Genomic DNA, 12,147 nt, shown 5'->3' with positions numbered 1-12,147 from the left:
GTTTCTCCATTGGTGGAGGTGAACGGGATCGAACCGATGGCCTCCTGCGTGCAAGGCAGGCGCTCTCCCAGCTGAGCTACACCCCCGGTAAGCATGGTGGGCCTGGAAGGACTTGAACCTTCGACCTCACGCTTATCAGGCGTGCGCTCTAGCCACCTGAGCTACAGGCCCATCGTGTGCGCAACTTGCAAAGACGCGTGGTCCTTGCAATTAAATAGCGAGTTGGGTTTTCGTATCCATAAAAGGAGGTGATCCAGCCGCAGGTTCCCCTACGGCTACCTTGTTACGACTTCACCCCAATCATCGGCCCTACCGTAGACTCCTGCCTCCTTGCGGTTAGCCCGGAGCTTTCGGGTAGAACCAACTTTCGTGGGTGTGACGGGCGGTGTGTACAAGGCCCGGGAACGTATTCACCGGAGCATGCTGATCTCCGATTACTAGCGATTCCGACTTCACGGGGTCGAGTTGCAGACCCCGATCCGGACTGGGATGGGTTTTTTGGGATTGGCTCCACCTTGCGGTCTCGCAGCCCATTGTACCCACCATTGTAGTACGTGTGTAGCCCTGGGCGTAAGGGCCATGATGACTTGACGTCGTCCCCACCTTCCTCCCCGTTGACCGAGGCGGTCTCTCTAGAGTGCCCGACATTACTCGCTGGCAACTAAAGACAAGGGTTGCGCTCGTTGCGGGACTTAACCCAACACCTCACGGCACGAGCTGACGACAGCCATGCAGCACCTGTCACCGCGCTCCCCGAAGGGCACTCCTCCTTTTCGGGAGGATTCGCGGGATGTCAAACCCAGGTAAGGTTCTTCGCGTTGCATCGAATTAAACCACATACTCCACCGCTTGTGCGGGCCCCCGTCAATTCCTTTGAGTTTCAGCCTTGCGACCGTACTCCCCAGGCGGGATGCTTAATGCGTTAACTGCGGCACCGAAGATCGCTCCCCGACACCTAGCATCCATCGTTTACAGCGTGGACTACCAGGGTATCTAATCCTGTTTGCTCCCCACGCTTTCGCGCCTCAGCGTCAGTACCTGTCCAGGTGGCCGCCTTCGCCACCGGTGTTCCTCCGGATATCTACGGATTTCACTCCTACACCCGGAATTCCGCCACCCTCTCCAGGACTCAAGCCTCCCAGTTTCGAACGCAGTTCCTCGGTTGAGCCGAGGGCTTTCACGTCCGACTTAAAAGGCGGCCTACGCGCGCTTTACGCCCAGTGATTCCGATTAACGCTTGCACCCTCCGTATTACCGCGGCTGCTGGCACGGAGTTAGCCGGTGCTTCCTTTGGAGGTACCGTCAGTTCCAGGGCTTGTTCAGACCTGGAAGGTTCTTCCCTCCCGACAGAGGTTTACGACCCGAAAGCCTTCTTCCCTCACACGGCGTCGCTGCGTCAGGGTTTCCCCCATTGCGCAATATTCCCCACTGCTGCCTCCCGTAGGAGTCTGGACCGTGTTTCAGTTCCAGTGTGGCTGATCATCCTCTCAGACCAGCTACCCATCGTAGCCTTGGTGGGCCATTACCCCGCCAACAAGCTAATGGGACGCGGACTCATCCAGATACGACAGCTTGCAAGCAGAGGCCGCCTTTCCCCCAACCGAAATTGGAGCGTATCCGGTATTAGCGGCAGTTTCCCGCCGTTATCCCGAATATCTGGGTAGATAATCCACGCGTTACTCACCCGTGCGCCGCTCTACTCAGGGACCGAAGTCCCCTTTCTCGCACGACTTGCATGTGTTAAGCACGCCGCCAGCGTTCAATCTGAGCCAGGATCAAACTCTCCAGTTTAAATCCTTATGAGCTGAAACCTAAGTATGCGTTGCCGCATCTTAAGCATGGCTTACAGAAATCACCCAACTCGCTATTTAATTGTCAAAGACCGCGTTGCTTCGCCCGCCGTTGCCGGCGGTCAGCAGGAAGCGGCAACCTACGCTACCCTCAATCCCGCGTCAAGCACTTTTTTTCAAAACCCGCCGACTCGTTTGTCGGCGGCCGCTTTCAGGTTTCCCGAAGCGGAGGGCGTATCTACGCTTCCCCGTCCGGCCCGTCAAGCACTTTTTTTCAATCACCGTTTCGCCCGTTTGGCGACCCGGCCGCGTTGCCGTTTTTCGCAGCGCGGAGGGAGCTTCTACGCATCCCCGCGCGGCCCGTCAACACTTTTTTTTCACTCACCCCGAAGAACCGTTGCTCCTCGGTCCGCGTCGCCGGTTTCCGTCGGCGCGAAGGAGCGTGTCTACGCTCGCCCACCCGGCCCGTCAACGCTTTTTTTCAATCCCGCCCAGGTTTCTTGCGACCCCCGATCGGGCCCGGCGCGGTTTCCCGCAGCGGGAGGGGCTGTCTACGCGGGGCGCGGGCGGGCGTCAACGGTTTTCTGGCCCGGAACAGAAAACCCCTTGTCCTGGCCGCGCCGCCCTTATACGTTGTCGCCGCCCGACATTCCCCACTTCAGGAGGCCCCCATGACCACCATCGGCACGCCGCTCACCGCGTCCGCGACCAAGATATTGCTGCTCGGTTCCGGCGAACTCGGCAAGGAAGTGGCCATCGAAGCCCAACGCCTGGGCGTCGAGGTCATCGCCGTGGACCGCTACCCCAACGCCCCGGCCATGCAGGTGGCCCATCGCCGCCACGTGGTCAGCATGCTCGACGCGCCGGCCCTTCGCTCCATCATCGAAGCCGAAAAGCCCGACTACATCGTGCCCGAGATCGAAGCCATCGCCACCGAGGAGCTTATAAAACTCGAAGCCGAAGGCTATCCGGTGGTGCCCACGGCCCGGGCCGCGCGGCTGACCATGGACCGCGAGGGCATCCGCCGCCTGGCCGCCGAGGAACTGGGCCTTGTCACCTCGCCCTACCGTTTCGCCGACACCCGGGAAGAGTTCCTGGCCGCCTGCGACGCCGTGGGCTTTCCCTGCGTGGTCAAGCCCGTGATGTCGTCGTCGGGCAAGGGGCAAAGCGTGGCCCGGGACGCCGCCTCGGCCGAGGCTTCCTGGGACTACGCCCAGACAGCCGGCCGGACCGGGGCCGGGCGGGTCATTGTCGAGGGCTTTGTCGATTTCGACTACGAAATCACGCTGCTTACCGTCCGCCACGCCAGCGGCACCAGCTTTTGCGCCCCCATCGGCCACCGCCAGGAAAAAGGCGACTACCGCGAGTCCTGGCAGCCCCATCCCATGAGCGAGGCTGCCCTGGCCAAGGCCCAGGCCATGGCGGCCGCCGTCACCGAGGCCCTGGGCGGACGCGGCATCTTCGGCGTGGAGCTGTTCGTCAAAGGCGACGCGGTCATCTTCTCCGAAGTCTCGCCCCGGCCCCACGACACCGGCATGGTGACGCTCATTTCCCAGGACCTTTCGGAATTCGCCCTGCACGTGCGGGCCATCCTGGGGCTGCCCATCCCGGCCATCCGCCTCTACGGGCCGGCCGCCTCCCGGGTCATCCTGGGCGAAGGCGACTCCACCTCGCCGCGTTTCGCCATTGATCCGGCCGCCCTAGCCCAGCCTGACACGGCCATCAAGCTTTTCGGCAAGCCCGAGCTCCACGGCACGCGCCGCCTGGGCGTGGCCCTGGCCCTGGGCCGGGACGTGGAGGAGGCCAAGGCCAAGGCCATCGCCGCCGCCTCTCATGTGAAGGTGGAATTGTAGGCGCAGGAGAAAAAGCGGCGGCCGGGGAACGTTCCCCGGCCGCCGTCAAACGCCGCCGCGCACCGAAAAGCCGGGCTTTCCGACGCGTGGACGACGCGCACGTCATTTCCGCAGCCCTTGTTTCACGCTTTTGACCATCCGGCCAAAGGCCTTGTCCTTTTGCCGCCGTTGCCCCAGGGTCATGGCGTTAAAGGCCGCCTCCCGGCCAAGGCGGCCCCAGGCCTCCAGACGCGAGGCCTCAAGTTCGCCCGTTTCCACGGCCGCCCGCACGGCGCAGCCCGGCTCGCCTTGGTGGCGGCAGTCGGCGAACCGGCAGCCCCGGGCCAGGGCCTCGATGTCGCCGTAGCCGCCAAGGCGGCCCTCGTCGTCGCCAAGAAGGCCCAGCTCGCGCATCCCCGGCGTGTCGATGAGCAGCGCCCCGCCTTCCAGCCGGACCATCTGACGGCGGGTGGTCGTATGCACGCCCTCCCCCGTGCCGCTGGTCGCCCGCACGGCAAAGGCCTCCCGGCCAAGCAGCCGGTTGACCAGGGTGGTCTTGCCCACCCCGGACGAACCGAGCAGGCAGCAGGTCAGCCCCGGGACAAGCAGCCCGGCCAGGGCGTCGAGGCCCTCGCCGGTGGCGGCGCTGACGGACAGCACCGGAACCCGGGCCGTTTCCTCAAGCTTGGCCATCTGCACGGCCAATTCCCCGGGCGAGGCCAGATCGGCCTTGGTGAGCAGCACCGTGACCGCGACGCCGCCGGCCGAAGCCATGGCCAGGTAGCGTTCCAGCCGCCGGGGGTTGTAGTCGTAGCGGCTGGCCTGGACCACAAACGCCAGGTCCACGCCGGCGGCGATGAGCTGGCTGTCCGTGCCCGGGCCGGCGGCCTTGCGGCGCAGCACCGTGCGGCGCGGCAGCACGGCTTCGATGACCCGCAGGCCGTCCTGGCCGCGCACGGCCACGAAATCGCCGACGCAGGGCAGATCCTCGCCGCAGCCGGCCTCATGGGCCAGCCGGCCGGCCAGGACGGCCGATGTCTCGCCGGTCCGGTCCCAGACCCGATACAGGCCGCGATCCACGGCCGAGACCCGGGCGATGGCGTTTGTTTCCAGGCCCATGGACCGGGCTTTTTCCTCATGCCAGACCAAAAAACCAAGCTGTTGCATTGCCATGATCGTCTATCCCCAAGCGGAGCGGCCGACCGGCCGGCCCGCCGTTGTTGTGCCACGGCGCGGCAATCCCGCGCCCGATAACGTCGCCGTCCAGGGCGGCCGGCCGACGCCTGAAGACACGTCGACAAACCACCCTTGATCCCGTTTCCCGTCGAGGGGGTCCGGGGGGATCATCCCCCCGGCCGCCGGAGGCGTCCCTCTCCGACAAACAATCCATAACACCCTTGATTAATGAGCTAACAATTCACGACGCTGCCACGCCAAAGGCCGCGTGGGCCACGATGTCGCCCACGGGCCTGACCTGGCCGAAGCTGACGGCCAGGACGTAGCGCTCCGGCACGCCCGGCCAGCCCAGGCCGGGCACGGCGGCAAAGCCGAAACGGCCGTAGAAGCCGGGATCGCCGACAAGCACGCCCCCGGCCGGGCCAGTGCCGGCCAGACGGCCAAGGGCCTGCCGGACCAGGGCCGAGCCGATGCCCTGCCCTTGCCGGGCCGGCAGCACGCCCAGGGGGCCAAGCAGCAGCCAGCCCGGGCCGGATGCGCCGACGCGGGCCGGGCTCAGGGCCAGATGGCCGACGATGTCGCCGTCCGCCTCGGCCACAAGCGACAGGGCCAAAGCGGCATCGGCCCGCAGCCGGGCGACGATCTCGTGTTCGACGGGTTCGGCCCCGGGCGGATGCTGGGGATGGTTGTGGAAAGCGGCGTACAAAAGACGCGCGATGGGCGTTTCATCGCCCGGGCGTTCGGTGCGGATACCCATGGGACACTCCATAAACGGTCGAAGGTACGGCCGGGGCGCGACCGGACAGGCAGGAGCCAAGCCGGAAGACGCGACCGGCCCGGAAGGGCCGTCGTCAGGGAGTGGGTGTCGGGGAAAGCGACAAGAGTCCGGTCCGGCGAGGGAACAGGCTCAAGGCGGGCGCGGCGGGCCGCCCCAGGGGAATGAGCCGCCTTCGTGGAGGAAGGCGGAGCTGGTCCTTGGGGCGACTAGCGGGCGCGGCTTTCGCCGACAACCCGTGCCGCAAGGTCCGAAGTGGCGCTGGACAAAAAAGACCTCCTGGGAGAAGCGTTGCTCCCGGGCGATAGCCGGCCGCGGCGGCGGCGTCAAGCGGCCCCACGCCCCAAACCTCCTGTAGCGCGGAATCCCACGGTGAACACCATGCTTTTCGGCATCTCCGGCCTGCCCCGTGGCGACGGCAAACGCAAATTCACCTACGCCACGGCCATCCCCCACTTGCGGGGCCTGGGCCTGGACGCCATGGAACTGCCCTTTGTGCGCTCGGTCAACGTCACGGCCAAGAATCAGGCGGCCATCCTGGCGGCCAAGGCGGAGAACGATTTCCACCTCACGGCCCACGCCTCGTATTTCATCAATCTCAACGCCGCCGAGCCGGACAAGCTCGAAGCCTCCCTGGCCCGCATCCGCCAGGGAGCCGAAGCCCTCGCCCTGGTCGGCGGACGCGATCTGGTCTTCCACCCCGGCTACTACCTGGGCCAGCCGCCTGAGGTGGTTCGCCAGACCATCGCCGACAACCTGCGCCGCCTGCCGGACCTGGGCGTGAGCTACCGCCTGGAGACCACGGGCAAGGCCACCCAGTTCGGCACCGTGGCCGAACTGGCCGGCCTGTGCCGCGACATCCCTACCTGCAAGCCGTGCCTGGATTTTTCCCACATCCACGCCCGGGACAACGGCGCACTCAAGACCCGCGCCGACTTTGGCCGGGTGCTGCGCCAACTGGCCGACATCCTGGGCGAGGCGGCTTTGGCCGAGCTGCATATCCACATAAGCGGCATCGAATACGGCCCCAAGGGCGAAAAGCGCCATCTGCCGCTGGCCCAAGGCGACTTCGATTATACGGCCTGCCTGACGGCGCTGCGGGATTACGGCGCGGCCGGCTGCGTCATCTGCGAGTCGCCGGCCCTGGAGCACGACGCCATGCTGCTCAAAAAGACCTGGCTCGCCCTGTAGTCCGGCCCGCCTGCAACACGCCACGGCGGTTCCCGGAATGCGCGCCTGTCGTGGCGCGCCGCCGGCCACAGAGACCGGCCCTTCACCGTGCCCCGGCTCGGTTCAGGCACGGCCCGGCACACACCGGACGGTATGCGCCATACGGCTGGACGCCCTGCCGGCCGTGGGCTATCTTCGGCAGACTGGATGCCGCGTTTCAAGGCGACTGTTCGCCGCCCTCACCAACGACAAAGCGGGTGCGCCATGGTTTACCGTGTTGTGCTGGCCGGCTTGCTGTTCGTTTTTCTGGCCGCCGCTCCCCTGGGAGCCGGGGAACCGGTTCCCCCACTCATCTACAGCCAGCGCGACGCCGTGCTGCTGCGCATCGACGGCCAAACCCGCAAGCTCGGCCAGGGCAGACAACCCGCCCTGTCTCCAGGCGCGCGGCAAGCGGTCTGGTTGGAGCATGGCGACGACCCGGCCCGGGCGCAAATCACCTTGAGCGATCTGGCCACGGGCAAGACCAGTCTGCTGGCCAAGCCCGGCGGCTATCTCGGCAGCCCGCGATTCGCCCCGGACGGCGACGCCGTCCTTTTCACCCGCCGCACCGAGGCCGGCGCGTCCGAGCTGTGGACCGTGCGCCCGGGCGGGCAGCCCAAACGGCTGGCCCAGGCCGGCGGCCCCTACGGGGACGACTTCTTCGAGCCGATCTATGGCCCCGACGGGCACATCCTCTACCAGGACATGACCCATCTCTACCGGCTGGCCCCGGACGGCGTGGTCGTCTCGCGCCGGCCGCTCACCGACTTCTCCAAGGAACGCCAGGGCGCGTTTACCAGCGCCGACCGCTTCGTTGCCCGGCCCGGCACGGGCGCGCTGGCTTTTTCCAGACCCGTGGCCGGCACGGCGCTGTTTCGCAAAAAAGTGCCGGACCTCAGCTCGGCCCTATTTCTTCACGATCCGCAAACCGGCCAAGTTTCCCAGCTCACCCCGGAGGCGTTCACGGCCTTTGCCCCGGCCTGGACCCCGGACGGCTCGGCCCTGGTCTTTGCCGGCTACACCGACAAGCAGGCCGGGGCGGCCTGGCCGTTTCGGCTGTGGCTTATCCGACCGGGCGAGGCTCCGGTGGACCTGGGGCCGGGGGAAGACCCCATGCCGCCGGCCGGGCCATGACGCTTGATCCCGGCCTCGTCCGGCGTCGCCCGAGAACCGCCGCAACGATTGGCCGTCGTTGAGGACAGCCTGCCGTCACGTCCAGATGGGCGGCGTTGTGAAAAACCGCCCTGCCCCAGGCCGCAAGCGACGCCCGGTCGCCGGCGCAGGCCGCCGCCAACGGCAAAGGAGTGGGATATGCGCCATAAACGGCTGGCCGGCCTCGCCGCCCTGCTGCTGATCCTGTCCGTCGCGGGACAGGCCCCGGCCCGGGAGCCGGCCCCGGAAGTCCAGGCCCGCCTGGACAAGGTCTGTTCGCGCACGAGCGTTTACGGCTGCTACGCCAACCACAAGTACGGCTACGTCCTGGCCTGGCCCAGGCAGCTGCTGACACCCCAGGGCGAGTCCGACGCCGGAGACGGCCAGGTTTTCGCCGCCCCGGACGGCCGGGCCGAGCTGCGCTGCTGGGCCGGGTTCAACGACGTCCTGGAAACCACCATCCCCGCCGCCCTGGCCGAAGCACTGGCCGAGCCGGGCCGCCAGGCGACCTATCAGCATCGGGGCAAGGACTTCTTCGTGGTCTCGGGCCTGGACGGCGGCAAGATCTTTTACCGCAAGACCATGCTGGCCCACGGCGTCCTGGCCAGCTTCGAACTGCTCTACGACCCGGCCCAAAAGGCCTTGTTCGATCCCGTGGTCCGGGCTCTGGCCGCTTCCTTCAGCATTGATCCGGCCTTCGCCTATCGGTAGCGGCCCGTTTCAATGCCGCTCCCGCAGGTCAAGATCCAGGACCGGCGGGGCGGCGGTGGCGGCCAGTCCCAGGCCATCCCCACCGGCGGTCGCCAAAGCCGGCGCGGCGGGAAGCGACAGGCCGGAAAATCCGGTTCGGGCCAGATCGCACTCCATGACCAGACGCGTGTCCCCGGAGCTGAAAAGCCTTGCGCCGCCGCCGGACAGGACAAACCGCAGATAGAGGCGGTTGGCCGGCGCGGGCAGTCGCACCCGGGCAGCCTGGCGCATCGTTCCGGAATACAGGAAATAGTCGCCCCGGCTGCGCAGGCTGTCCAGGTCGTGATAGACGTTGCCGTCCACGGACCACTGGGCGAGAACGCGGTTATGTCCGACGCCGTCGGTCAGGACGGACGGGTACCAGGTGGCGCGAAAGCCGGTGATGGGCGTTTGGTTTCCGGGCGCGCTGAAGGCGTAGGTCAGGAAGCAAGGCGCGTCCCCGGCGCAGGTCAAGGCGTCCTGGCCGTCAACCTTGCGCACGGCATGGGAAAGCGTCGCCGCCTGCAGGATATCGAGCAACGGCGCGGCATAGTCCGGCGACAACCGGGCCAGCCCCCTTCCGTCATCGGCCAGGGCCAGGCTGGCCCCGGGCGGACAGGCCAGGGGCAGGGCCACGGCGGTCTCGCCGAGGATCACGGTCTGCCCGGCAACGTCGCCCGTGGCCCAAAGGCCTTTGGCCGGCCGCCCGTCCCAAGCCAGGCGAACGCCCGGACCGAGGGGGGCGTAGGGCCTGGCCAACAGCGGATCGTAATAGCGGGCGCGCTCCCGGCCGTTGGCGTCGGCCAATGTCAGGACCGGGACGTCGCCGGGAAACGCCGCGAGATAGGCGGCCTGGTCGGCCGGTCCGCCAAGGCCAAGCTCCGGCCGGGGCGTGTCGCCAAAGCCGTACAGGACGTCGCCGCCAAAGGGGCGGCCCTGGGGCAGGGCCGGCGCCACGGTCGTGTTGGCGGCCAGGGAGGCGGCCGAAATTTCCCAGGCGTCCGGGGTGTTGGCCGGAAGCGTCTGGACGGCCGGACGGGTTTCGAGGTGGGCAAGTTCCAAAAAGCCGTCCGTGAAGCCGGCCTGGCTTTCGAGGATGAGGTAGACCCGGCCCGAGGCGGCGTCCGGTTCGGGCAGTTCCAGGACGAGATCGTATTCCGAGCCCCCGGCCGGGAAATCCGCGCTTGTCACCGTGGCCAGGACAGGCGTGTTTTCCAGGGTTGTCCCGGCCCGCACGACAATGCGCCCCTCGGGCGGGGCGGCCTGCCCCTGGCGAAGGACAAAGCGCAGGGCCGTCCGCGTCGTGCCGGCCCGGCTTCCGGGGGCGGCGGCGAAGGCGAAGACGGCCCGGCCCGGCAGGCGGCAATCATAAAGGGCCAGGGTTCCGTAACCCAGGTCGGGCGTCATGTTCTCCAGCTCGTAGGCGTCGGCCAGGACCGAAAGATCCTTGAAACGGTTGCGGTAGGGCGCGGCCAGGGGCAACGGCGCCCGGTTAGGCAGGCCGATCTTGGCGATGTCGGCCCAAAAGGTCCGTCGCACGGGCAGGGAACCGGGCAACGGCGCGGCAGCGGGATCGTCGGCCGGCGAAAGAAAATAGGCCCGCTTGTAGCGCCGGTCAAAGGCGTCGCCGGCGGTCTGGAATGCGCCGCGCAGATACCAGTCGCCCACGATCTTGAGGTGCCGGGGCCGGTAGTAGCGGATGGCCTCGATGTTGACGCGCTGCGCCACGAGATCGGCCAGCACGCTTTTGATGCTCGGGCTGTCGCGTTTGGCGTAGAGATCAAAGCTCATCAACGTCGGCCCGCAGGCGGCCGCGCCCAACAGGACGCACAGCGCCGCGCCAGAGGCCCCCCGCCCCCACCGGCCGCAGGCGACGGCCAGGGCCTCGATGCCGCCCGCCGCCAGAAAGCAGAACAAATAGTAATTATTGACCAGATAGCGGATGGACACGTTGATGTTCGTGGGCAGCGCCACGGCCATGGCCAGGCCGGTCAAGGACCAAATGGCCAAAATCGCCAGGGACCGGCCCCGACCGATGGCCAGAAAACGGACAACCCCCAAGGCGGCCAGGGCCGTCAACATGGCGACCCACGGGATCTCGCCCTGATAGTGCCAGGCGGCAAAGCTTTTGAGGACCGACTCCAGGCTCACGCCCTCCAGACGCCGGGCCAGCGGCGCGACGCCGGCGATGGTGCGCATCTGGAACCAGTGGGCTTCCATCCACGGCGCGTAGGCCGCGAGCATGATCAGGACAGCCGCGCTCAAGCGCCCCAGAAGCCGGCCGGCCAAACGGCGCTCCCCTGCCCGGGCGGTCTCCACGATGCGCCAGCCGGCCACCAGCCCCAAGGCGGCCAAGGTGGCCGAAGCCAGGTAGGAGGCATAGAGCATCCCGACGCCGGCGGCGCCAAAGGCCGCGAAATCACGCCAGCGCCCCCGCTTAAGCGCCTGCAGCAGACAGGCCAAGGCCGTCAGGGCCAGCAGCAGATACAGGGCATAAGGCCGGGCTTCGCGGGAATAATGGACGGGAAACAGGGCCAGGGCGGCCATGGCGGCGGCGGCCAGGGCTACCCGGTCGGAAAAAAGACGCCGGCCGACCAGCCAGACCACCGGGATGGTCAACGTGCCGGCCGCCACGCTTGGCAGCTTGACGGCCACGTCCCCCGGCCCGAACACCGCCAGGCTGGCATGGACCAGCAGATGCAGCAGCGGCGGCGAGGAATCGAGGCTGACGTCGCTTGGCCCCTCGTGGGCCAGGGAACGCAGCAGATCCGGCACGGGCCAGGCCGCCCGGCCAAGGGTCACGAATTCGTCCCACCACAGGCCGACGACGTCGAGGGCGGCCAGGCGCAGGGCCAGACCGGCCAGGGTGAGCAGGACCAGCCAGGTCCAGACGACGCGGGGAGGCAAGGCCCCGGGTCGGGGCGACGCTTCGGGGACGCTCACGGCACGCTCCCGGGGTTGAGGCTGGCGTCCAGGGCCCGGCGTTCGTGGGGCTGCAAACGCGGCAACGCCGCGGCGGCCGTGGCGGCGGCCAGGGCCGCTTCCTCCGGGGAGAGCCCGCCTCCCAGCTCCGCCCGACGGCAAAACCAGTAGGCCCAGTACGGTTCGGCCGGCACGCCGTCCCCCCGGGCAAAGGCCAGCCCCATGGCCAGATAGCCCTGGGGCGACCCCCCGGCGGCCGACTGGCTGAAGGCGGCGGCGGCCCGGGTCCGGTCCACCGGTCCGTCAAGGCCGGCGGCGGCCAGATGCCCCAGGACGACCTGGGCCCCGGGGTCGCCAAGGGAGGCGGCGGCCTGCAGACACGAAACCGCCAAGGCGGCGTCGGGCGGCGTTTTGCCAAGGGCGGCAAAGGCCACGGCGGCCTGCCCGGCCGGATCGTCGGCGGCCGCTCCCGGGCAAGGCCCGGCAGCCCCAAACGCGCTCCCGGCCAGGATCGCCAGGAGACAGCACACTATCGATATCCGCAGCATCTGGGCAGCATACC

The 12,147-nt window shown here is 67.7% G+C and carries 8 protein-coding genes, 2 tRNA genes and 1 rRNA gene; 4 read left to right on the top strand and 7 right to left on the bottom strand.

All coding sequences use genetic code 11. From position 1 onward, the window contains the following. Positions 1-10: 10 nt before the first annotated feature. The 3 genes from C3Y92_RS03930 to C3Y92_RS03920 form a co-directional block, all read right to left on the bottom strand. Positions 11-86: transfer RNA gene (locus C3Y92_RS03930), tRNA-Ala, on the bottom strand. An 8-nt stretch (positions 87-94) separates the two neighbouring features. Beyond that, positions 95-171 (bottom strand) — tRNA-Ile (locus tag C3Y92_RS03925). 70 nt (positions 172-241) lie between these two features. Next, positions 242-1,791 (bottom strand): 16S ribosomal RNA (locus tag C3Y92_RS03920). Between the two features lie 670 nt (positions 1,792-2,461). On the opposite strand from C3Y92_RS03920, the gene purT reads away from it, so the two are divergent. Continuing rightward, complete coding sequence (gene purT / locus C3Y92_RS03915; protein ID WP_129349684.1) at positions 2,462-3,643, top strand: formate-dependent phosphoribosylglycinamide formyltransferase; 1,182 nt, start codon at positions 2,462-2,464, stop codon at positions 3,641-3,643. A gap of 102 nt (positions 3,644-3,745) precedes the next feature. Here purT and rsgA read toward each other — a convergent pair whose 3' ends face one another. Both rsgA and C3Y92_RS03905 read right to left on the bottom strand, forming a co-directional pair. Next, entirely contained in the window at positions 3,746-4,795 is a 1,050-nt protein-coding gene (gene rsgA / locus C3Y92_RS03910) for a ribosome small subunit-dependent GTPase A (RefSeq protein ID WP_129349682.1), read from the bottom strand. A gap of 244 nt (positions 4,796-5,039) precedes the next feature. Continuing rightward, entirely contained in the window at positions 5,040-5,555 is a 516-nt protein-coding gene (locus tag C3Y92_RS03905) for a GNAT family N-acetyltransferase (RefSeq protein ID WP_129349680.1), read from the bottom strand. A gap of 399 nt (positions 5,556-5,954) precedes the next feature. On the opposite strand from C3Y92_RS03905, the gene C3Y92_RS03900 reads away from it, so the two are divergent. The 3 genes from C3Y92_RS03900 to C3Y92_RS03890 all read left to right on the top strand — a co-directional run bounded on the left by C3Y92_RS03900 (position 5,955) and on the right by C3Y92_RS03890 (position 8,645). Next, a complete protein-coding gene (locus C3Y92_RS03900) occupies positions 5,955-6,764 on the top strand; it encodes a TIM barrel protein (RefSeq protein WP_235669687.1) in 810 nt (269 codons plus the stop codon). A 243-nt stretch (positions 6,765-7,007) separates the two neighbouring features. Continuing rightward, positions 7,008-7,916 carry a TolB family protein gene (locus C3Y92_RS03895; RefSeq protein ID WP_129349676.1) on the top strand — a complete coding sequence of 303 codons (909 nt, stop codon included), beginning with the start codon at positions 7,008-7,010 and terminating at the stop codon, positions 7,914-7,916. A gap of 177 nt (positions 7,917-8,093) precedes the next feature. Beyond that, positions 8,094-8,645, top strand: coding sequence for a hypothetical protein (locus C3Y92_RS03890; protein ID WP_129349674.1), 552 nt, complete (start codon positions 8,094-8,096; stop codon positions 8,643-8,645). Between the two features lie 9 nt (positions 8,646-8,654). Here C3Y92_RS03890 and C3Y92_RS03885 read toward each other — a convergent pair whose 3' ends face one another. Then, positions 8,655-11,606, bottom strand: coding sequence for a glycosyltransferase family 39 protein (locus tag C3Y92_RS03885; RefSeq protein WP_129349672.1), 2,952 nt, complete (start codon positions 11,604-11,606; stop codon positions 8,655-8,657). Then, positions 11,603-12,115 carry an SEL1-like repeat protein gene (locus tag C3Y92_RS03880; RefSeq protein ID WP_129349670.1) on the bottom strand — a complete coding sequence of 171 codons (513 nt, stop codon included), beginning with the start codon at positions 12,113-12,115 and terminating at the stop codon, positions 11,603-11,605. Before C3Y92_RS03880 ends, C3Y92_RS03885 begins: the two co-directional genes overlap by 4 nt. Positions 12,116-12,147: the final 32 nt, after the last annotated feature.

The organism is Solidesulfovibrio carbinolicus (genome assembly GCF_004135975.1).
Classification (GTDB): Bacteria; Desulfobacterota; Desulfovibrionia; order Desulfovibrionales; family Desulfovibrionaceae; genus Solidesulfovibrio; species Solidesulfovibrio carbinolicus.
This window is presented reverse-complemented; position numbering and strand designations above follow the sequence as displayed.